Origin of the sequence: Leptospira venezuelensis (genome assembly GCF_002150035.1) — a bacterium.
Classification (GTDB): domain Bacteria; phylum Spirochaetota; class Leptospiria; order Leptospirales; family Leptospiraceae; genus Leptospira_B; species Leptospira_B venezuelensis.
In genome coordinates this window covers 1863292-1885623 of record NZ_NETS01000010.1, presented here as the reverse complement: position 1 = coordinate 1885623, position 22332 = coordinate 1863292, and the positions used below count along the sequence as shown (strand labels likewise).

The 22332-nt window shown below is 38.9% G+C and carries 22 protein-coding genes; 13 read left to right on the top strand and 9 right to left on the bottom strand.

Features of this window, described 5'->3' with window-relative positions; genetic code table 11:
• Nucleotides 1-1309 precede the first annotated feature (1309 nt).
• A complete protein-coding gene (locus B1C82_RS16190) occupies nt 1310-2767 on the top strand; it encodes an APC family permease (protein WP_086448512.1) in 1458 nt (485 codons plus the stop codon).
• Between the two features lie 203 nt (nt 2768-2970).
• Nucleotides 2971-3186: a hypothetical protein gene (locus B1C82_RS20855; protein WP_234008401.1), complete on the top strand. Its 216-nt coding sequence runs from the start codon at nt 2971-2973 to the stop codon at nt 3184-3186.
• 38 nt (nt 3187-3224) lie between these two features.
• On the opposite strand, the gene B1C82_RS16180 is transcribed toward B1C82_RS20855, so the two are convergent.
• The 3 genes from B1C82_RS16180 to B1C82_RS16170 all read right to left on the bottom strand — a co-directional run bounded on the left by B1C82_RS16180 (nt 3225) and on the right by B1C82_RS16170 (nt 6842).
• Nucleotides 3225-4502 (bottom strand): phthiocerol/phthiodiolone dimycocerosyl transferase family protein, encoded by a 1278-nt coding sequence (locus B1C82_RS16180; RefSeq protein WP_086448510.1) that lies wholly within the window; start codon nt 4500-4502, stop codon nt 3225-3227.
• 21 nt (nt 4503-4523) lie between these two features.
• The gene (locus B1C82_RS16175) at nt 4524-5591 is read right to left on the bottom strand and encodes a fatty acid desaturase (RefSeq protein WP_199775800.1); all 1068 of its coding nucleotides are present in this window, start codon (nt 5589-5591) and stop codon (nt 4524-4526) included.
• 114 nt (nt 5592-5705) lie between these two features.
• Nucleotides 5706-6842, bottom strand: coding sequence for a helix-turn-helix domain-containing protein (locus B1C82_RS16170; protein ID WP_086448508.1), 1137 nt, complete (start codon nt 6840-6842; stop codon nt 5706-5708).
• Nucleotides 6843-7040: 198 nt separating this feature from the next.
• On the opposite strand from B1C82_RS16170, the gene B1C82_RS16165 reads away from it, so the two are divergent.
• The 3 genes from B1C82_RS16165 (at nt 7041) to B1C82_RS16155 (ending at nt 10597) form a co-directional block, all read left to right on the top strand.
• Complete coding sequence (locus B1C82_RS16165; protein WP_086448507.1) at nt 7041-8339, top strand: Ig-like domain-containing domain; 1299 nt, start codon at nt 7041-7043, stop codon at nt 8337-8339.
• Nucleotides 8340-8488: 149 nt separating this feature from the next.
• Nucleotides 8489-9283, top strand: a complete 795-nt coding sequence (locus tag B1C82_RS16160; RefSeq protein ID WP_086448506.1) for a crotonase/enoyl-CoA hydratase family protein — start codon at nt 8489-8491, stop codon at nt 9281-9283.
• 141 nt (nt 9284-9424) lie between these two features.
• Nucleotides 9425-10597 (top strand): acyl-CoA dehydrogenase family protein, encoded by a 1173-nt coding sequence (locus B1C82_RS16155; protein WP_086448505.1) that lies wholly within the window; start codon nt 9425-9427, stop codon nt 10595-10597.
• On the opposite strand, the gene B1C82_RS16150 is transcribed toward B1C82_RS16155, so the two are convergent.
• On the bottom strand, nt 10594-11691 hold the full coding sequence (locus tag B1C82_RS16150; protein ID WP_411550339.1) for a glycosyl hydrolase family 18 protein: 1098 nt from the start codon (nt 11689-11691) through the stop codon (nt 10594-10596). The two genes, B1C82_RS16155 and B1C82_RS16150, sit on opposite strands and share 4 nt — an antisense overlap.
• A gap of 264 nt (nt 11692-11955) precedes the next feature.
• The gene (locus B1C82_RS16145; protein ID WP_086448503.1) at nt 11956-12204 is read right to left on the bottom strand and encodes a cysteine rich repeat-containing protein; all 249 of its coding nucleotides are present in this window, start codon (nt 12202-12204) and stop codon (nt 11956-11958) included.
• 179 nt (nt 12205-12383) lie between these two features.
• On the opposite strand from B1C82_RS16145, the gene B1C82_RS16140 reads away from it, so the two are divergent.
• The 3 genes from B1C82_RS16140 to B1C82_RS16130 all read left to right on the top strand — a co-directional run bounded on the left by B1C82_RS16140 (nt 12384) and on the right by B1C82_RS16130 (nt 14447).
• Nucleotides 12384-13208 (top strand): SDR family NAD(P)-dependent oxidoreductase, encoded by an 825-nt coding sequence (locus B1C82_RS16140; protein WP_086448502.1) that lies wholly within the window; start codon nt 12384-12386, stop codon nt 13206-13208.
• Between the two features lie 23 nt (nt 13209-13231).
• Nucleotides 13232-13996, top strand: a complete 765-nt coding sequence (locus tag B1C82_RS16135; RefSeq protein ID WP_086448501.1) for a helix-turn-helix domain-containing protein — start codon at nt 13232-13234, stop codon at nt 13994-13996.
• Between the two features lie 67 nt (nt 13997-14063).
• The gene (locus tag B1C82_RS16130; protein ID WP_086448500.1) at nt 14064-14447 is read left to right on the top strand and encodes a VOC family protein; all 384 of its coding nucleotides are present in this window, start codon (nt 14064-14066) and stop codon (nt 14445-14447) included.
• Here the strand turns inward: B1C82_RS16130 and B1C82_RS16125 are convergent.
• Entirely contained in the window at nt 14444-14818 is a 375-nt protein-coding gene (locus B1C82_RS16125) for a hypothetical protein (RefSeq protein ID WP_086448499.1), read from the bottom strand. The genes B1C82_RS16130 and B1C82_RS16125 overlap by 4 nt on opposite strands.
• A gap of 122 nt (nt 14819-14940) precedes the next feature.
• Between B1C82_RS16125 and bcp the strand changes: the two genes are divergently transcribed.
• Together bcp and B1C82_RS16115 are read left to right on the top strand one after the other, a co-directional pair.
• Nucleotides 14941-15420: a thioredoxin-dependent thiol peroxidase gene (bcp, locus tag B1C82_RS16120; RefSeq protein WP_086448498.1), complete on the top strand. Its 480-nt coding sequence runs from the start codon at nt 14941-14943 to the stop codon at nt 15418-15420.
• Entirely contained in the window at nt 15417-16910 is a 1494-nt protein-coding gene (locus B1C82_RS16115) for a leucyl aminopeptidase (protein ID WP_086448497.1), read from the top strand. Before bcp ends, B1C82_RS16115 begins: the two co-directional genes overlap by 4 nt.
• A 62-nt stretch (nt 16911-16972) precedes the next feature.
• Here the strand turns inward: B1C82_RS16115 and B1C82_RS16110 are convergent, their stop codons facing one another.
• Nucleotides 16973-17704, bottom strand: coding sequence for a matrixin family metalloprotease (locus tag B1C82_RS16110; protein WP_234008402.1), 732 nt, complete (start codon nt 17702-17704; stop codon nt 16973-16975).
• A 716-nt stretch (nt 17705-18420) separates the two neighbouring features.
• Here B1C82_RS16110 and B1C82_RS16100 point away from each other — a divergent pair.
• A complete protein-coding gene (locus B1C82_RS16100; protein ID WP_086448495.1) occupies nt 18421-19050 on the top strand; it encodes a lytic transglycosylase domain-containing protein in 630 nt (209 codons plus the stop codon).
• On the opposite strand, the gene B1C82_RS16095 is transcribed toward B1C82_RS16100, so the two are convergent.
• The gene (locus B1C82_RS16095; protein WP_086448494.1) at nt 19047-19913 is read right to left on the bottom strand and encodes an MBL fold metallo-hydrolase; all 867 of its coding nucleotides are present in this window, start codon (nt 19911-19913) and stop codon (nt 19047-19049) included. The two genes, B1C82_RS16100 and B1C82_RS16095, sit on opposite strands and share 4 nt — an antisense overlap.
• A gap of 16 nt (nt 19914-19929) precedes the next feature.
• Nucleotides 19930-20769 (bottom strand): substrate-binding periplasmic protein, encoded by an 840-nt coding sequence (locus B1C82_RS16090; protein ID WP_086448493.1) that lies wholly within the window; start codon nt 20767-20769, stop codon nt 19930-19932.
• A 169-nt stretch (nt 20770-20938) separates the two neighbouring features.
• Between B1C82_RS16090 and B1C82_RS16085 the strand changes: the two genes are divergently transcribed.
• Nucleotides 20939-21664 (top strand): LIC10920 family plasminogen-binding lipoprotein, encoded by a 726-nt coding sequence (locus B1C82_RS16085; RefSeq protein WP_418287983.1) that lies wholly within the window; start codon nt 20939-20941, stop codon nt 21662-21664.
• Between the two features lie 31 nt (nt 21665-21695).
• Nucleotides 21696-22331: a Spy/CpxP family protein refolding chaperone gene (locus B1C82_RS16080; RefSeq protein WP_086448491.1), complete on the top strand. Its 636-nt coding sequence runs from the start codon at nt 21696-21698 to the stop codon at nt 22329-22331.
• Nucleotide 22332 lies beyond the last annotated feature (1 nt).

The following is a 22332-nucleotide window of genomic DNA, read 5'->3' as shown; positions in this document are numbered from 1 at the left end:
TCATGGAACAATCTCAGCTAATAAAAAAATTTAATTTCTCATTCGCAGTTATATTCGTTGTAAAAGAACTTTGTTTCTTCCCTAAACTTGCGGTTCGAAGGGCGAATGCCGTTCTATCCGAAAATTTCGGTTACCGACCGAAAAACGGCCAGAAGACCAAAATACGGAATCGACCCGGCCAGTCAAACTGTTTTTAAAGAAATTTTACAAATCTATTTTCTTTAATTTTGCAAATCACCAATTCTAATGCGACATAAGTAGGACATGAATTTAAGGAGATTTCGATACCTCGAAAGGCTTCGGGACATAGATTTAGTTTATTATGATATTTTAATATATCTTATGAGAGAAGATTGAGCGACAGTGTCGCAGAAGGCCGGTAATCATAATTCCGCATAAAAGTCAGATACTGATTGCGAAAGCGACAGAATGTGATAAAGCAGATGGCAGACGAATTCTCCCACGAGCCACTCCCCCCACCCAAAGCTCAGGGTGGGGGCGATCTTCCGAACCTTGTAGGAACTCCAACAAAATTTACATACAAAACATCGCTGCGGCAATATACAGTGTGTTGCTTTTAGTTAAGCTTTCGATGGAAGATTTATACTGAGTTTGTTTGATTGGAAATTTGGCTTCATTTCATTCAACCACCCTCCGGGTTTTTTGCTCCCTATGGGTCGCTGCGGTGCTTTGTCCGTTTTTATGCAACCTGTCCATTACAAATTTGACTTCGCTACGCTTCAGTCACCGACTCGCCTTCGAATAAACTTGGCATGCTCTCGATTACGCCTCCCGGCTATCTCGAGCTTGCTCGCTCTCTACGGATCGCTCGCAAGGTCGTTGCCAATCGAACGACCCATAGGGAGTGAGATTCCCGAAGGGTAGCTGAGCAAAGCGAAGCTAAATTTTTAATCAACAAATTGCACCGTTCGGACACACCAGCTTCCTATGGGTCGCTGCGGCAGGATGCAGCGTGTTGGTTTTAGCTATCACTTCGATTTAGACTTAATGGTTTTGATTATAACGTTTCTCTCGTTTGGCCTTATGGCCACCGACTCGCTTTCGCGGTCGTTGCCTCGCTTCCTATGGGTCGCTGCGGCAGGGATACGAAGGGCTTTAGTCCGGCTTTGCCGGATGAGCGCGAATGCGCGAACCCGAAGTAGCCCGGTCCTCACGAAGTGAGGAGCCGCCCAATTCATTTATAGTAGTTACAACAAGTCATGTAGGAGCTCCTACAATGAGTGATTTAAATGGTTATGAAAATGTCTTGTGAGCGAAAGTAAAGGGGCTATTTTGACCAAAACTCTAAATGAAACTTCGCCGCTCTCTTAATCTTTACGATTCTATTTCTCTTATGTTCAGCTCTATGGTGGGACCGGGGGTTTTTATCACTACGGGTTATATACTGACCCAGACTGCAAATCCAAATTGGGCGCTTCTTTGTTGGATCTTAGGTGGGTTCTTGGCGATTGCTGGTGCAATGAGTTATGCGAAATCGGCAAGTATCTTTCCCTATGCAGGGGGAGATTACGTTTATCTAAAGGAGGCTTACTCTCCTATCATTGCGTTTTCCAGTGGCTGGCTTTCTTTATCTGTAAATTTTTCTGCATCCATTTCTCTTTCCGCGATTGCATTCTCTAAATCATTTTTAACTTTGTTCAACCCAAGTTGGGACATTTACTTTTTAGAGTCCAAGTTTTTAGGGATCACATTTTCATTGGGTGTAGCTCAGATCATAGGGATTTCTACTATCTTATTTTTTACAGTTGTGAACTTTTTTGGGATAGGATTAGCGTCTCGTATCCAGAATTTCTTCACTACATTCAAAATTTTGGGCCTGGTTGCCTTTGTGACCTTGGGTTTCACTATAGGGAACTATAATATTCAGAATTTTGAATCCTTTTCACTTCTCCCTTCTGACCTTAATGAATGGAACCTTTTACTTGCAGGCGCGATCCCAGTCACTTTTTCGTATTTAGGCTGGAATATGATTACCTATGTTGCAGAAGAAGTAAAAGATCCGGAAAAGAATATATACAAAGCAGTGATCGTTTCCTGTATTTTAGTTACCCTTCTTTATGTTCTGATCAATTTTCTATATTTAAGCTCCGCTCCTATTCAGTTTTTGGCGGGAGATGAGAAGATTGGTGTAACCGCTTCCGGATTTTTATTTGGAAATGGTGTAAACATTCTAATCACTGCATTTATTTGCTGGGTATTCCTGGGAGGAATTTCCGCTTATATTATAGGTGGCTCTAGGATCTATTTTGCGATGGCAAGAGATGGATTCTTTTTTCCGAGCATGGCAAAATTACATTCTAAATATCATAGCCCTTATAAATCTTTGATCTTTCAGTTCTTGTATGCTTGTCTCTTCTGTTTCGTAAAGGAAATTGAATCGCTCTTGTATCTGATTACCTGCTCTACTCTATTACTTGCAACCATCACAGCATATACTCCTGTTATTTTCGAAAAAAGACATCTAAAGAATGAATTCAAGATTCCTGGTTATCCATATTCTACTTATTTATACATACTTTCTAATATTCTAATTATTGCGACGTTGCTCTATAATAAAAGCGCAGAGGCTCTTTGGGGTTTTGGCTTTACTCTATCTTCTATTCCGTTGTATTATTATTTTAAACTTTCCAAAAAATCACAGCCGATCCAGATCGATACAACTCCTGAACCTGAACTGGAAGCTAACGGTTTAAGTTTACTTCCTGAAAACGAACCTATTCCAGTAGGCAGCGGAGATCCCGCTTAAGTTTTTCCATTTTGGAACTTTCACCTAAAAATAAACTTAAGCTTCATCGGTATATAGGGATAATTGCCTTAAGCTTTCTTTTTTCTCGTCCGCTTCTAATTCTATTCCAATTTCCGGATATTCAAAATTTTGAATATGTCGCGGCATATGTCGGAAGAGTCGGAGCAATCTTCGGAGTTCTTGCATTCATCAGCGGAGGAGGTTTGGGCAAATATCTAGATGATAAGAAATCAAGAGTCGCAGAAATCCATACTATTATAATGCTCGCAGGTTTGACTATGCAAGTTCCCGTCCTTGCAGAAGTGAAAATTCTTCTGATCCCAAATCTGATTTCTTATTTAGGTTGCGGGCTCTTGATCTGGGGTTGGATCCTGGGCAGAAGAGTTTTTATAAACAGAAAAAGAATCCTTCCATTTTGAACAACCCTTAAGGAGCGAGAAATCCTTTCGCGACAGTTTCAAGAATTCGATAGTATATTCTTTCGGAAAGAATATGCGAACTGAGAAATATCCGTTTCCTTCCAACGATTCTTGTCGTAGTTTATATTGATTGCCATTCTATTTTCATAAGTGGTTACAGTAGTAAAAATAGTTTGGGTCAAAGCTGGATGGACAGTAAAAGAGAGTTCTTTAACTTTTATTTCATCAGATGCCAAAACAGGAATGATTCCCACATTACTCAATAAGCTGGACTGAGGATTTCGGTTCATTAACAATTGGAAAAGTTTTAGCCCATCTTCTTTTTCCAAAAATTGTTCCGAAGGCGGAAGAAGTTCGTAAAATGCCCTCCCCTCCCTTCTGCCGATACGACCCCTTACATCATTCATGATCGTTTTTGCTTTCATATCAAAAGGATCTCTGATATTTACAGGAGTGGTGAATAGAGAAATATAAAGTCCTAATGCCGAATCAGGCACAGGATGGCTTAAATGAGGCCTTAAGTCCGCAGGTGTGGAAAGATATAATACTCCTTCTTGACTTCTTTCAAAAAAATCCGCTAGGGCAGTTACTTGTGAAGCACCTAAGATCCCATGAAAGGAGATCTTTTTTTGTTTAGAAGTTTTTAAGAGAGAATTTACATCTTCTTCTTCCAGATAAAAACTAATGATCTCAGGATCTTGTTCTTCTTTTTTGCGAGAGAACTGCGGAATAGTTAGAGGTTTTTCAGGTTTAGGTCCTCCTTTGTACAACTCTTCCGCAGGATATAATTCCATTAGAGAAGAATATTCTGAATCTTCTTCGATCTCATCCGCTTCCCCTGTACTTGCTCTGAATACATCTAAAAGAAATCTGCAACCTGATCTTCCATCTCCAATACTATGATGGAAGATAACTCCGATAGCAAATTTAGAATCTCCGGATGTATAAAATATAGTTCTGATTAAAGGAGCATCTCCTAATTCGAAAAGTCGAATGGTCTCCTTGGCTAATTTGGATTTCCAATCAGGAGAATAGAGATCTTTTTGGATCGGGATTTTTTTGTCAGACGTTGCAAAGTATAAATGAGAATCTTGTCCGGCTTGTTTTAAGATCTGAACCTTAGCTAACGCATGTTTGTTTTGGATAAGGTCCAGAGCTTTACGTAAACTTTCTTCTGAAAAAGAACCCTCTCCTTCTGCCATTACGCAGAAGTTCATAGAGGAAGCACGGTCATATAACCAGAAATTTGCCTCCGCTTGGTCTAAGGATCGAATGAATTGACCTTGGGGTCTTTCAGATTCTTTTAAATTTTGCATGCCATTTCCGACTTTAAAGTACTAGGCCGGAATCGCAATACCATCCATTTCTTCTTTTTGGTAACGATTCGCCCTTGTCATACTTTCAAAGTCGTTAAAACGAATTCCATATTTTTTTAAGAATGGTTTTACTTTAGGTGCGACTGCTTGTCGTAGATAGAACGGCTGTGTTACCACAAAATGATGTATACCATGAGTGGCTCCAAAATTAAAGCAGAACAAATGTAAAGGTAATATCCACCAAGAATCCAACACTTGGGTCTGTTGGTATAAACTCTTCACATCTCCGTAATAATGCATATTAGAAGATACAATCTGTATAGCGGATTGTCTAAGCCAACAAGGGATCAAATATACTACCGCAGCAGTATTTAAGAAATTATGAATATAGGCTGCAGTTTCAGATTCTTTTATAGTGCTTCCTAATGACCAATTAATCAAAGAGATCATTCCCCAAATCAAAAATGAATACCAAAGAAGAAGGTAAACTAAACGGTAAGGCCCTTTTATAGGCTTTGCCTTTATTTTTGCAAGATAACGTATTGCATCTTTTCTGATCTTAGGTCCTTGCAGAACAACTGCCATGATCGGATCTATCATCACAAGTATGCGTCTGATTCCCCAAGGCATTCCATTGCTAATAAATCTTTCTTCGATATCTTCAATGTTTCCTGAAAGTTTATGATGAAGAAGATGGATCTCTTTTCTAAACCAAGGATTAACGGTATTCGCCCGGAATAACCAGACCATCCAGAATAGAAAGTTTTGCATCTTAGGATTTTCTTTAAAATAAATGCTATGGATCAGGTCATGCTCCATCTCATGAAGAAAGGAAGCTAAGATTCCATTTCCGATAATACAGGCCCAGAATGGAATGATATCCATTACATACAAACTTCCGAGTAGGATCATTCCTAAAGCGGAACCTATAGTAATCCCGAATCCGATCGCATTCTGATATTGTAAAAAAGAGAAACGTTTTCTGAGTTTAGAATCCGAACGGCGAATCCATTTGATAATACGTTTTGTTTTTTCTTTTTCGGTAAATCTATCCGAAATGTTTTTTCGCTCAAGGGCCAAGGAACTCATATCCACTCCGTTGTAACTGATAGGTGGAATTATATCCAGGTTCTCAAATCCGTCGTTCCATTCTATAAACCGATACCGCCAAATCGGTTTCAATTGATAGGATGGGACCGTTATTTACGAATTTTTCTCCCTATATTCGGATGGGGGAACTCCAACTTCTTTCTGAAATGCCCTATGAAAGGAGGTTTTGCTCCTAAATCCCACCTCGTATGCAATATCCAGGATAGAAGAATCCTTATTTTTGGAGAGAAGTTCGCAGGCCTCTCTAATCCGATACTCGTTCACAAATGCCGAAAAATTTTTGCCCATTTCTTGGTTGATCAATTCTGAAAGTTGGTGAGAAGAAAGTCCTAGTTCATCTGCAAGACTTGCCAAACTCAAATCCTCATCCTTGTATAACTTTTCGATTTCCATTCCTTTTAGCAAATTTTCTCTGAGTGTTGCTATATCCATTCCTTGTAATAAGGAGCGGGAATATTTCTGGAAGGTGACTCTTGCGACTTCTTGCAGGTTTTGGAAATAAGCAGGGTATCTTCTACCGATCAAGTAAGAAATACAAAGACTTAAACCCATCATAGATGCGCTTATCAATAGAAAGAGAGGATTTTTATCCATTAGAAAGAATGCACCTACGGAATGGTTTGCGATTGTCGCAAGAATAATATAAAGTAGAACTCTTGCAGTCCATTCTTCTTTCAAAACATTCGGTTTAAATAATATTCTACTTCCTCTCAATAACCCTAAGATATAGGCAGCGAGTATGAGTAATGGGATAAGAAAGACTAGATCTAATGAGGTCCTTGTTTCAGAAAATGTATCGAGACCTTCTCTAATCGTATCTGAATCAGGTATAAAACTTATAAAATACAGAATCCAAATGATCCCAGGAAGGAGGGAATGTTTAAGACTTAAACCTAATGTAGATTTTTCGAATTCCGAATTTTGAATAATTTTATGAATGCCGTATAGGATGGGACCTATGGTACCCAAAACAGGAACATGGAGAAGAACAATTCTCGGAAATGAAGAAGAAAGTCCAAACACATAAAATAAGCATGTGCCTTGTAATAAACCCAAACATACAAACAATAAAGAAAGCAAACGATTGAGGGCTGTTTTCCTTTCTAAAATGTTTTGTCCTATACACAATAAGGCTCCTAGATAAGTTCCGAAGACCGCAAATGAAACTAAAATCCAGAAAACCGGAGATTGAGAGATCTGTTCCGGAAAAAGAATCGGAAGATTAGGCATCCAAGGCTTTATCCACTATCCTTACAGCTTGTCAACCTTCTGTAGGAGCTCCTACAAGCTAAAATCTAAGGAGATTCCGAACAGAGCTTCGTTAAAATTTAAAAACATCACACTTGTAATAGGCCAACATGACATCTGGGTCTTGCGAGAAAGGTCCAAAAAATAGTAATCTTTTCTCATAAAGTGAGAAAGACCCGAATGGATCGCAAGATTATAATTTCTATTCTATTCTGTTACGCAGGATTATTCAATTGCGGAGAAGATCCGAAGGACGATATAAAATTCCTGATCGGAACCGTTTCTAAAGAAGAAGATATTTCTCATATCCCGACCGAACCGGAAAATCCGGATCCAAATCTACCTCTAATCGTTCAGAGTACAGAACCGGCGAATAACGCTTCTTTAGTAAATATTACTTCTTCCATTACTGTAAAATTTAGTGAAGCGGTAGATCCAAATTCAATTATATTAAATACAAATAACTCTGACTGCACTGGATCATCCTTTCAGATCTCAAATGATGGTTTTAATACTTGCTTACAATTAAAGCCGATTTCTGGCTCATTAGACGGAAACAAAACATTTCAATTCAAATCTTCAGATCCACTAAGCGGAGGAGGAACATACAGATTTAGAGTGACTAATGAAATTAAGAACCTATCACTCACAAAATCTTTGCTAAGTTTAGGAGATTATTCATTCAAAACATCTATTCCTGGTAACAAAAGTTTTATTGTAGAATTTCCAGAAAAAATTTCCAGGTTATCCTTTCTTTCATACATAAACTATTCGGATATCGAGATTAAAGTTCGCCCGGTTGAGGAAAATAGGACCATACGACAGATTGTATTAGTAAGCCAATTTAAGGATGAAAACGGTATTACAGTCCAAGCTAAATACAAAGGCCACGGGGATTTGGATAAGATGTATTACTCTGATGATGCGGGGGAAAAAAGTATCACCATGTATCTAAAGGATTTTTCTCCTAAGTTAGATATTCACACTAATTGGACCCCAAAGAAAAAATTAAGGATTGGTGCAAACGTTGTATATAGCGACGGAAGCTTCGGCACTAGCCTAAATTTTGCAGAAATACTCATGGAAGACGAAGCACCAAGCTCATTCGATGCATTCGGATATTCTATTTTACTTTTTATTAATGTAGCTTCCTTTGTTCCATCTGGAACAGATTTACCTAAAAACCAATGGAATTCTTGGATGGAAGCCACCTATCCAGATAATAAAATTTTAAGATCTAATACATCCAATATTAGCAATACAGGATCCGGATTACTGAGCTTCAGTACCCTACGACCAAAATCAGGAGCAAGAGAAACTTTAAAATTTCATTTGGATACTAATGGAGATAAAATTCCTGACTATACTTGGTCTTTTAAAGATTTCGAGATCAATTCGAATGGTTCCGCCATCTACGGAGATGCGATTGGAAAAAGGGAGAATGATACGAATTTACCATCCTCAATAATCGAACTCTGAATTTGTAAGGATTATTATTCAAATTATTTTAGTTGGGAAACGAAATTAGCTCTTTCTAAAAATCAAAAAGTTTGACATCAAATTTAGAAAAACAAAAGACATAGGATCGAATGAGTAGACTATATGGTCCACCTGCCACGGAGGATTTTATGAAATCGTATACTTATATCCAAATTGAAAAGAAAGGTCCTGTGTTTTGTATCGCACTTAACCGCCCGGATGCAAGAAACGCGATGAATACACAAATGATCATGGAGTTAAGTGATGCGCTTACAGTTTACGAAGATGATCCAAATTCCAGATGTGCGGTTCTGTATGCGAATGGTCTTCATTTTACTTTCGGTTTAGAATTGGAAGATGTTGCTAAATCAATCATAGAACAAGGCAGAAATTTTTTCCAAAAGGGAAATATCAATCCTTGGGATACTGGCGGAACCGGTAGAGTTCGCAAAAAACCTTTAATCACTGCAGTTCATGGATTTTGCCTAACCTTAGGGATCGAATTAATGTTAGCCTCCGACATCGCTCTCGCAGCCGAAAAAACAATATTCGCTCAGATGGAAGTGCAAAGAGGAATTTTACCTTTTGGTGGAGCAACGATCCGATTTGTAAGAGCTTCCGGTTGGGGAAATGCAATGAAATATATCCTGACAGGTGATACTTTCGACGTTTCTGAGGCGTATCGGATCGGGATCGTGCAAGAAGTTTTACCTAAAAAAGAATTATTAGCAAGAGCGATACAACTTGCTGAAAAAATTTCCGCACAGGCTCCAAAGGCAATCGATGCAGTCCTCGCAAACGCAAGAAAAGCAATCGAAGTTGGAGATCTGGAAGCAATTGATGATCTAGTACCATTGGTTACCGATTGTTTAAAATCAGAAGACGGCCAAGAAGGAATCCGCTCCTTATTGGAAAAAAGAACTGCGGTCTTTAAGGGGAAATAGTATTTTAAATTTTCTGAATATATCATTTCGGATTAAACCCATATATAACTTTTGTTCCTAACAAACAATATTCGGTCGCAGAGAATTCTACTTGCCTTCGTATATGTTTCTTCAAGTTTAGCAGGATCCGAGGAATCATAAATGGATTTTAGCCTAAGCTCCGATGAACAAGAGTTCACAGAATCATTTCGCAATTTTTGCAAAAAGGAAATTCATCCATTTGCAGAAGAGGCAGATAAAACGAAAGAACTTCCAAGATCCCATTACCTAAAATTAGGAGAAGCAGGTTACCTAGGCCTATTACACGAAGAGGAATTCGGCGGACAGGGTGCAGGTATTTTTTTAAGCACGTTGGCAATGGAGATCATTTCCGAATCTTGCGGTTCAACCTTTTTCAGCGCTGGGGCGTCTGCAGGTTTATTCGGACTTCCTATTAAACATTTCGGGACTGATGAGCAAAAGAAAAAATATTTACCTGATATTATCGCAGGCAAAAAAATCGGCTCCTTAGGTGTTACTGAACCTGATGGTGGTTCAGATGTGTCAGGACTTTCTTCTCTCGCTAAAAAGTCAGGAAAGGATCGTTATCTTCTCTCTGGACAAAAAACATATATTACGAATGCTCCAAATGCAAATTATTGTTTGGTTCTTGCAAGGACCCAAGATGAATCCGGGAAAGAAAAAGGACTCACTCATTTTATTGTAGATCTGAATTCCAAAGGTGTCTCCAGATCTGCTGCGATGGATAAGATGGGATTAAAAGCGTCCCCTACTGGAGCTTTATTCTTTGAAGATGTAGAAGTTCCGGAAGAAAACATCTTGGGCAAACTAGGAAAAGGATTTAGACAAACCATGCAAACCTTCAATGCAGAAAGACTTTCTTTAGCTGCGTATTCTTTAGGAGTTATGAAGGCTTGTTTAGATGAATCTAAATCTTTTTCTGCTTCCCGCAAAAGTTTCGGCAAGTCTATCTATCAGCATCAGGGAGTTGCATTCATGCTCGCAGAAATTTATTCCAAATACGAAGCAGCAAAATGGCTTACTTATAATACCGCCTGGGAAATGGAAAAATTAGAATCGGAAGGAAAACCAACTATGAGTCTTTCCGGAAAATGTGCCGCATGCAAATTATTTGCCACTACTGCAGCGAGAGAAGTCACAAACCTCGCAGTCCAGATACATGGAGGTGCAGGTTATATGGACGAATATAAAGTGTCCCGTCTATACAGAGACACTCGATTGGGAGAAATAGGCGGAGGAACAAGTGAGATCCAAAAACTGATCATCTCCGGAAGTATCATGAAGGAATCTTAATGTACTTCCGAAAGCTCAGGACCTAATTTTTCTTCTAAGTATTTATTGATCTCGGGATCGTTATCTTCGATTAATTGCCAGAAAGAAAATCCTCGGATCTTATACTTATCTAATATTTTCATTTTCTTCTCGAAAGCGCTTCTATTCATGTAGAATGCTACACGATCGCAACCACCCATTCTATACCAAAGAGAAGGATCTGAATACACATGTCCTTGGTGTCTATATAAATAAGGTCTAAGATAAGTCCAATCTGCGGCCTTCGGTTGTGTTTTAAAAATTTCTAATACATCCGTAGGTTCTTCTTTTCTGGGTGCCATTTTTTCTCGGATCCATTTTGCCCTGGAATAATACACTGATTTTGTTTCAGCCTGACAATGTAATGCCCAGTCATATCCGTAGGTCGGAATTGCCATATACAGCTTTTCATTTGGAATACGAGCAACGGCATATTCTAATATTTTATCTATCCACCAATCCGGTGCCTGGGGGCCAGGTCCAGGAAAACCTTGTTTGCGAGGATGTAGTTCGTAGGCCATAATCTTGACCTTGTCTGCTACTTTTCCCAAAAACTCATAGTCATGCGTTAGTTGTCCTCTATAGGCCTCATAAAAGTCCACTTGGATCGGAGCTTTCAGACCTTTACAAGGGTATACAGAAGGTTTTTCTGCGACAGTCTTAGGATGAATTGCTACGGATAGAATTTTTCCTTTTTTATGCAGTTCATCGCGAAGAAGTATTAGAAATTCTTGAAATACTTCTTTCTTTTCACAGGTCATCCCTTCGTAATCTATATCGATTCCGTCATATCCATACGTATCTATTTCTTTCAGAATATTTTGGATATGAAGATCTCTAACTTTGGTGTTTCCATTCAGTCCAATCACATCCGAAACTTTTTCGAAATCATTTTCCCAGCGAAAGATAGTGGGAATGATCAATGTCCGAGGTGACATGAGTCTTAGCCAACGGATCCTTTCATCTATTTCGTCTTTCTTCCAAACGGAAAGTATACGACCGGTATTATTGCGACCACCTTCCAAATTATATAAAAATGGATGGATCTCATCATAAAGATGAATATACTTCATCATCGCATAAAAGTCTTGGGACCAGGTCGAAGCATAAAGTCTTTCGACAGGAGGGGTTGTTTGGGTAGTTTTGTCATTCTTCCTGTCGTTTCCGGAAAAAAAACAACCAGGAAAGAGTGTAAAAATTAAGGATAGAAGGAACGGGTATATAATTTTATTGGAAAACATTTCAAAAGGATTCTAGACGACAAGATCCGGAATCCTACGAAATGAGATAGAAGAATTCTTTCCGAAAAGAACGGATTTAATCCTCTTTATCCTATTAAATTAGGATTTTTTCTGTCCCCATCTTTTATCCAGATGTTCCTTACATTCCGGGGAAAGTTTATCCGAGTTTTCCTTCAAACAATCTCTGATTCGTCCCTGACCTTTCGGGATATCGTTACAGTATTTTTGCCTATCTTCAAAACAAGGGCTTCCTGGTCCTCCCATTCTAGCCTTGCCAGAACCCCCTCCTTGCGCGTAAACCGAAACACCCACTAACATCATACAAAACGGAAGAATTGACCAATGCATAAATCTACCTACCACTATATTGAAAAGAACTTGAAAAACCTTTTTGTCAATGATTCGAATCTTTTCAAAAACATTAATAATCGTTGATATTTCTCAGATACCTTATCCCTAAAATGTGAAGACGAAACGAATTTTAAAGAGAAGATCCTATACAAACTTACGATCTCCAAGGAAATAATATGAAAACCGTAAAGGGAAAGAGAATATTGATCACCGGTGCTGCAATGGGAATGGGAAAAATTTACGCCGAACTTTCCGTGCAAGAAAAGGCATCGGCAATAGTTCTCTGGGACCTAAATTCGGAAGCTCTGAGTCTTACCGCAAAGGAATTAAAATCGGATACTACAAAAATTCTTACAGAAGTTATAGACGTCTCCGATCTCGAAAAGATCCGAAAGGCATCTTCCAGGATCGAATCCGAACTGGGCGGCATTGATATAATCATAAACAACGCAGGTATCGTAAGAGGAAAGTATTTCTGGGAACATGATCCTAAATCCGATATTGAAAAAACAATGTCGGTTAACGTTTTAGGTCCAATGTATTTGACTAGATTTTTACTGCCAAAAATGTTAGCCGACAAATCAAGAGATTTCAGGATCGTAAACATTTCTTCAGCGGCAGGTCTGATCTCGAATCCAAAAATGAGTGTATATTGTGCCTCCAAGTGGGCAGAGACTGGATGGAGCGACTCCTTAAGATTGGAATTACTCCAATCGGGTTTTGGCCATGTAAAGGTAATGACTGTAAATCCTGCCTATATTTCAACGGGAATGTTTGAGGGAGTAAAAGGGATGTTGTTCACTCCGATACTTTCTCCAAAATATGTAACGACAAAAGTCTGGAATGCGATGAAAAAAGGAAAACCGAGGTTACTTTTGCCTTGGACAATTTATCTTTCTAATGCTCTCAAAGGAATACTTCCGATTTCGGTCTTCGACTGGATTGCAGATAAAATTTTCGGAGTTTATAATACGATGGAAAACTTTAAAGGAAGAAGTTAAACCTATCTTAGGTTTAGTAAAAGATGGAATACAGAAATGATTTCAGTCCATTACAGCTCAATTTAGGAATCCAGTATTCTGAAATTGCACCTTGCACTGAACTTATCTCTTGTATTGCATATTATTGGGAATTCAGTTCCAAATTATCTGTTCCAAGCCAATACCAAGTAGTTCCAGATGCCTGCGTGGATCTCATCTTAAATGTTAACTCGCAAGACAATATCTTAATTTCACTCTCCCCTATTTCCTTGGAAAGTTTCCCGATCCAACCTGGAGATCGTTGGTTTGGAATACGATTTCTACCGTCCGGAATTCGCAGGTTCTTTAAGATGGATTTAGGGGAAATCAAGGCTCAAACTTATTCTTTTTCGGAAATATTTCCACAGGAAGCAAAAGAGTTAGAAGATAAATTAAGAATTTCTAATTCTTTCCTGAATCGAATTAAAACTTGCGATCTTTATTTTTCAGAACTTTTTAAGAAGAAGTCTATGGAAACTGACCCAAGGGTCCAAAATTCATTGCACCAGTTATATTCTGACTTCCAAAAGTCTACGGAAAAATTGAGCTTTCAAATTTCTTCCAGACATCTCAGAAGATTATTTTCAGAGAACATAGGACTTTCTCCTAAGGAATTTGCAAAAGTACTGAGATTCCAAACTGCTCTCAAGAATTGGAAAGAAAATGGCCAGTTAGAAACAGGAGAAGGTTTTTATGACCAATCCCATTTTATCAAGGACTGGAAGAAGTTCACTGGTTTGACTCCTTCTTCTTTACGCAAATTCCGCTAATATTTTGTCCGATTTTTACAATCCGATTCTTCTACTTCGGGTTAGATTTAATGCATAGGAGAAACTTATGAAATTAAACCCAGGAATAGTCACAAACAAACTGAAAGAGACTAAGGAATTTTATATAGGGGAATTAGGCTTCCAAATCGTATTCGAGAATGATTGGTATATTCTTCTTTCTACCCCGAATGGAAAACATGAAATTTCATTTTTACTTCCGGATCTTCCAAGTCAGAACCCTGCGTTTCAAAAGGAATATTCAGGATTTGGGATGTATCTCACAATTGAAACCGAAGACGTGGATACTCTGTATTCTGAGCTGAAAAAGAAAAACGTGTTGATCCTTTTGGATCTAAAGGAAGAAGAATGGGGAGATAGACATTTCGCAATCTCTGATCCGAATGGGATCGGAATTGATTTTGTGAGATATACAGCGCCGGTAAATGTCTAGATAGACATTCCGTTTTTCTTGAGTATATCCAATGCAGTTTGTCTTAAGATTGGATGTACAACAAAATCTTCCGGATCCGGAGCCTTTCTTTCAGGTTCTGGATTTTTGAACTTATCGGGTCCGATCCATTGAGAGAGGGCCCATAACATTCTTTGGAAAATTTCGTCTATCCTTCTCTGATAACCCGCTTTTTTATAATAACCGTAAGCAAGGATCGGAAGTTTTTTCTCGAACATGAAATGGTCTCCTAAACGAATGAGCCCGTCCTTGTATTCCGTTTTCAGAAAACATTCCCTGGCCTTTCGAATATCACCTTCATTGAACGCCTGATTTCCCTGACGGATCAGCTCCATTCTTTCTTTAGGATCCATACTTTTAATATCGTCAGGTTTTTAGATTTCGCAAGGCTTTTTAGCACCTTCTTCCCTCCCGAAATCGGAAACAAAACAAAAAATCTTGTATAGAAGCCGAGTTCCCCATCATTTGTCTTTGTATGAGTACTTTAAAAGCGGGGACCAAAGCCCCAAGTTTTACGACCCTGAACCAAGACGGGGAAAAGGTCTCTCTTAAGGATTTGGCCGGGAAAAAAGGTTTGGTATTATATTTTTATCCTAAGGACCAAACCCCAGGTTGCACCACTGAGGCCTGTGATTTTAGAGATAATTTTGCGAGACTGAAAAAGGAAGGCTATAACGTAGTAGGCGTATCCAAAGACTCAGTTAAGTCCCACCAGAAATTTATAGAAAAACAAGAACTCAATTTTACTCTTCTCTCCGACGAGGATGGAAGCATCTGCGAGGCTTACGGAGTCTGGCAGTTGAAAAAGTTTATGGGAAGAGAATTTATGGGGATTCTCAGAACCACCTTCCTAATTGGAACAGATCTGAAAATTTTGAAAGTTTATCCGAAAGTAAGCGTGAAAGGTCACGTTGATGAGATACTAGGCGATATCAAGGCGTTGGGCAAAAAATGAAGATAGAAAAATCAAAAATCAATTTTAGCATCGGAAAGAACACTTCCAAAAATATTTATAAAGTAATCCCGGTTACAAAAGATAATATTCCCAAAGAATTAGAGACCAAATTTTCCGAACAGATTCGTTCGGGTATATTTACAGGAGAATCCGGACAAAGTTTTACAGATGAATCTGAAAGAATTATCTACCTGGGCTTGGGAAATTCAAACAAAGTCAGTATCCGTTCCGTAGCGCAGATCTTCTTAAATATTGGGGAAAAACTACGCAAATGGGATTCGGTAGGATTGGAGATCAAGCTTACTAGATTTTTGACAAAAACTCTTTCTCCTTCTTCTTTAGTTTATCAGATCGCAAATTCAATCGACCTAGGCGCATTTCCAATCAATGTCCTCACCAAGGATTTTAAAGAGAAAAAACTAAAATTCGGAAATGTAAGTTTTGTATTAGAAGATCCTAATGCAGAAAAATCCGCGAAAGCAGGTTTAGATAAATCTAGAGCCGTCAGTAAATACGTGAACGGTGCCAGATATATCGCTCACCTTCCTGCAAATCATTTCACTCCAGAAGAATTTGTTTCTCGCTCCAAAGAGATCGCAAAGGAAGCAGGGCTAAAAATCACAGTAATGGATGAGCCCCAACTTAAAAAAGAAAAGATGGGTGGAATACTCGCGGTTTCCCAAGGTTCGGATAAAAAACCTAAAATGATCGTTTTGGAATATAATCCTCCGAAAGCAAAATCCAAAAAGAAATTGGCTCTCATTGGAAAAGGTCTTACGTTCGATTCAGGCGGCATAAGTATTAAACCTGCTCAAGATATGCACGAAATGAAATACGATATGTGCGGAGCCGCTGCAGTGATCCATGCAATCGGTGCAATTGCAGAATTAGGCATCTCTGTTCCTGTGATAGCTGCGATAGGAGTTGCAGAGAATATGCCGGATGCGGCCGCTCTAAAACCGGGAGACGTTTACACAGCTCATAATGGTCTCACTGTAGAGGTGCAAAACACCGACGCAGAAGGTCGTCTTGTTCTAGGGGATGTTCTTTCCTATGTTGGAAAAAAATACAAACCGGACTATATGATAGACCTTGCCACTTTAACAGGTGCAATCATCATTTCCTTGGGACATGAAGCCGCTGGAGTTATGAGTAATTCCGACAAACTAAGAGGTCTTCTGGACGAAGCTTCCGCTTCTTCAGATGAAAGAACTTGGAATTTGCCTTTATGGGAAGAATACGGTGAAGATCTAAAAAGTGATATAGCTGATTTACGTAATATTGCAGGACGCCCTGGTGGAAGCCTTTCTGCCGCAAAATACCTGGAACGTTTTGTAGATTCGGGTATTGATTGGGCACATATTGATATCGCAGGAACGGCTTGGAGAAAGAAAGCTTCCGGAACCCAAATAGGTAACGGACCAAGTGGATATGGTGTAAGACTGCTTGTAGACTTGGCCGAAAAATTAGAAAAAAACCGGGGAGTTTAATCCCCGGCAATCTTCGATTCGCACCATAGGAAGACTGACCGGTTTTTACCGTTCTGGGGTTATCAGTCTTCCTCTTCCATATTTATATTTCCGAATACCGCAAATGAAGGCACGGTATATTGTTTTAAGTAAGTAAAATCAGATTGTTTTGTATAAAGGTTCGAATCGTCTATGGAACCTGGCGGCAAAGAAGTATCATACAATGCTTGTGCAGCATGCATTTCAGTTCTGCTAGGTTCAAATACACTTCCAGTTAACATAGGGAACATCAGATCTTTAGGATCTTGAGAATGTTGTAATCCAAGACAATGCCCTACTTCGTGTGCAACGGTTGCTATTATATATTCTTTTACATCGATGGTGCTTCCTTCCATCCTCATCGCATCTGCAGTTGCTTTTATCCTGTCCTTAAAAATAAAAATTACACTATTTTCAATTTTTGAAGTTGCGTTGATAGAACAAGCCGCTAGATAAAATGGATTGGAAGAGAATAATTGGCAATCTTTTGCATTCTTTTGAGAAATTCCTTCCACATGACATTTACCGGATTCAGTAAACGCGATTGTGTTTCTCATTCTATCCACTCTGGTTTTAGCAGGATAGACATCAATGCCTAGGCCCCATTTCTGAGCGGCCGCTTTTGTAAGTTGTAGTCCGCCTTTCATTTCTTCTCCATATGATATCCAGAGAAGTTGTTTTTCCTCCCAAGTGAGATCGCTAGAAGGTTCTCCCATTTGAGTACATTGTGAAAATACAATAATGTATAGTACGGACAGAGCTAAAGATACCCTCATTATTTTTCCCCAGAAAATATTCGATTTCAGGTTTTTTGTTTTTAAAAATCGAACGTAGCGAAAACGGATTTAGCTTTTTGTAATGTATCTTTAAATTTTCTCTATCGCGGGATCGATCATCGCGAGGGAGGTTCTTCTTTTTTTTTATTCAGATTTGTCTGTGCAACAAATCTCCCGGTTTTAAATATTATGACGAAGCAGTTACGAAAATTTGCACCAAATATTTTATTTTTCGAAAATTATATTAAATAAATCGAATGTTATATTTATTTCAGTCTGAGAATCGTTTTGAGAAGCGAACGCAAATAAAAATACTCATTTAAGATTAGTAAATTTATTTCCAAACTCCTCCTAAATGTTCTGATCTATATTTTGGAATTTCTTTATATCGAAAGATTTATTTTTCGCATTGAAATTTATTTCCAACCCATTCATCTTGAGAAGGTCTCGCAAGTAACTCAAATATAGATATGTGGAAGAGTAAAAACTAGAGTGAAAGAATGAGTGCGATCATTTCGGAAATAACTCCAAAATAAAAATTGTTTCCGATGCTTCTCTATTAATCCCTTTTCGATTTCTTTAGGGCTAGATTCGCCCCAAAAATCCGAGTTTTTTTCCCAAACCCCAAAAATCGGATGTTTTTTTACTTGGCCCATAGTGCACCGCAAAAAGACTGGTCATATATGGTGCAATGCACCATAAGGGAGGCAAGGAGAATGCTCCAGCCTAAAATCCGAAAAAGATACATATTTATCGCCTCGTTACCATTACTCTACCAATCCCTAGTAGCCCCAATCGCAGGCTCCCTGATTGGAAAGAGCGCAACTGGTAGGAACTCCCTGCCTGAATCCGCCCAAATTAAAGAATACATCCGTTCTGAGAGACCAAGCCTTACTGAATCTGAGCTGGAGCTTCTATCCTTAACCGTAGAAAAGGAATCAGAGAGGATCAATAATAGCGCCTGCGGAGTTTATTGCCAAAAAGGTGAGAAAGCAGGGTTACTTCTCGGAATCATCAAAACGGAGTCTGAATTCTACAGAAAAGCAAGATCCAAGAAAAATGCTCTCGGACTCATGCAGATCATGCCTGGGACAGGATCTTGGATCGCATCTTGGGAAGGAAAACATCTTAAGAAGCAAGACCTACTAGAACCGGAAACAAATATCCATCTTGGTGTCTCTTATCTAAACCATTTGTTGGAAACCCATGAAGGAAATATCCGCATTGCCCTTCTTGCTTATAACGCAGGACCAGGAGCAGTTAAAAAATGGGGAGGAGTTCCTGCCTACGCTGAGAGCGTATTCTCAGGCCAGGAAGAATATTTAGGAAGCAGGGAATCATTCTAACGTTTTTGCATCCATAGAACGCAGGACCTAAGCATCTCACTCATACGCTTCCGATCCGTATGAGTGGGGTGCCCGTGGCCTGGAAGAAGCCACTCGAAATCATAATTTTCCAAGTCATGCATGGACTTGGTTTGTTCTTCCCAAGAATACCAACAAGCACCTCTAAAAGCGATCAGCCTTTCTTTCTTAGGATCGTAAGCTAAATGGTCCCCAGAAAATAGGAATTTATGTTTATATAATAGAGTAGAATGTCCTCTTGTATGACCAGGCCCAGGTATGATCAATAGATCCTCGCTGAGTGAAAATGGCTCTTTTCCCTCGATCACTATCTCTGCGTTTGGAACTGCAGATAAATCTCCTTCGTGGATAATTCTCTGAGTTCCAAAGTCATTATGAAATTTTTCGTGATCAGCCACATCATCTCTATGAGTTAGAAAATGATATTTGATCCCGCCCAGGTTTTTTATTTTTTTGGAAAGAGATGGAATATATCGGGGAGAATCTACAAGTACGTTACCTTCTTTCCTAACAATTAAATAGGAGAAGGCGCCGAATGAATCCTTAGAATGAAAACCACAATGATAAACTTCATCTTGGATCTGTTTTGGAAAAGATAATTTTGCTTCGGTTAGATCGATACGATCTTCAGTTCCTATAGAAGCTGTTGGACAAGCAACTAATGCTTGTAAGGCTTGGAATTTTTCGGATTCCGATTCAGGTTGCTTTTTAACAAAGGAACCGGTTTGGTCTTCTCCAAAAATATCAGATGCTAAGATCCTGCAGGTTTCGCAATCGATACAACTGGAATCTACATAGATCTGTCCGGGAGAATTTTGGGCCTTTCTTTTTGTCAAAGTTGCCATACGAATTAGACTGTTTTTATTTCACCCAATCACTTCTGTTAAAATACTTATCCTCTAAACTTTTTAATTCTCCGGTTCGTTTGAGCTCCGACAGAAAAAATTCAAAATTACGGGAGAAGTAGATATCACCCTTTGGAAGTAAAGCACTCACATGATTTTCCTGAACTGGTTCTATGAGTGCTCTAAAATTGGATAAAATACTTCTCTGTTTAAGAAGTAAACCTTTGATATAAAGAGAATCTCCTACAAAACAATTTGCCTGACCTTCTTTCACGGAATTCCAAGCGCTTTCCATAGAACCATAAGTGAATATTCTGGAATTCGGAAAAATACTTAAAAGATATTCATGGCTGGCGGAAAATGCTCTGACCGAAAAGCTAAGCCCGCTTACGCTTTCCAGATCCTTTACACTTCTGAAATATACCGTCGAGATGATATTTCCTTCTGGAGGAGGAGGAAGTGCATTCTTATTTACCAATGCACCCGTAGAAGAAACTAAATAAGGAGAGCTAAAACTTCCTTTTTTAGATCTTTCTAATGTAGAGCTTAAACCAGAAAATGCAATATCCGCTTCTCCACTTTTGATCGCTTCTGCATAATCCTCGAATTCAGGACGATTCGTGAATGTGTATTTAACACCTAAAAATTCTGCATATTTTTTTCCAAGCTCTGCATCAAATCCCGGAAAACCGTCCTTTGGATCTGAAATATAAAATGGATCGAAGTTGCGATTTCCTGTGACTCTTAATTCTCCCCTTTTCTGGATCTCATCCAGGCGAGAATCTGAAATACCTTCTGCGAATGTGGAAGAAAAGATCAGGAAAGAAAATAGAAGTCCGAATATTCTAAACACCATTCTTTTATATTTTCTTAGCCCTTATGGATCAAGGGAAAAACAAGGACCTATCATACTCGAGTCGATCTGATAAATATAAATTTTTAGCAAGAATCAGGGAACGTTTTTCCTCGTCCGGGTTTACTTATGTATACAAAGAGAATCTGGGAATCTTATTTTGAATCCATTCATCCGGTCCAATTTTCGAAATCCACAAACCTATCTAGCGTTTTTCATATTTTGCTTTTTATCCTGCGAGAATCGAGACGCAGATAAAATAAGTTTAACCGTTTTTGGGGACGGTGTTGCATTCAATATTGATGGAGAATTAGACATGGATAAAACCGCGAGTTGTGGGACTGCGACTCCTTACAGTTCGTCCAGCACAAGTACCACTACTACGACTACAACAAGTACGAGCACGACGAACCTTTATACGGTGATCACAAGATTATACTTTAAAACCGGAGAATATCTCTACCTCAAGTTTTTATACGATGCCACTCAAAACCAAGGCTCGATCGATTCTACTCAAGGTTTTTCTTATTCGGGTGGGATAGGGACCACTGCAGTTGTTTCTAATTACGGTAAAATTTATTGGGGAGGAAGTGGTGTACCTGTTGATACAAGTGTTTCCAGTTCTCAGGCGCTTTCATATCTCACACTGGATTTGGATTTGGTGGGCACTGCAGTCTCAAGCGGAAGTGTAGCTCTTTCTCTCACCCAATGTTATACTGTTGATAATATCAATTGTACATCCGCGACTTCTACCAGTATGTGTTATACCCAGGATGGAGCGACCTGCTATAATACGCAGAATGTTTCGGGTCCTTCTGTAAGTATAAAAGGAGAAGTGAATTGTACAAGTAGTACGGTTTCTTCAGGAAGTTCTTCTAATACTAGTACCACACAATAAAAATAATTCGTCAGAAATAGTAGGTGATCACTTGGATTTTAAAAAATTTAAATTACTCGTTCTTATTTATTTGATCTTAGGATCAGGGAACACTTTATTTGCAGAGCCCCCTCCTCCACCGCCGCCATTCGGCCCGGAACCATTCGACTTCTTTATTCCAGGAGGAGGTCCAGGACCAAAAGAAAGAGAAGATAAAAATTTTGAACGATTCTCCAAGGAACTTTCCTTAACTCCTGAGCAGATCGAAAAAGCAAAAATTGCAAAGGATAAAAGACTGATCATCAGCCGAAGCATGGGAGAAAAGCTGCCTGCTCTTCATGAGTCCTTACGCAAACTATTAGAATCACCAAAAGTAGATCTGGTCGCAGTAAAATCAAAACTTAAAGAGATCAGCGATATACAACTAGAATTAAGATTTCTGCATATACAAGGAAGATTGGAATTCGAATCCATCCTGAATCCGGAACAAAAACAAAAACTGAACCAACTACATAAAGAAAGATTAAATAGACTGAAAGAGAGAAGGGACTTTCCTCCTCATCATCATGGTCCACCTCCTCCACCAGGAGACAGAGACTGTAAGAACCTGTCCATGAATGGCCAGGTTCTTGAAGCCCGAGACCAAATACTTATCAGAGACTTAAGTTTTGGACCGGACTATAAATAAG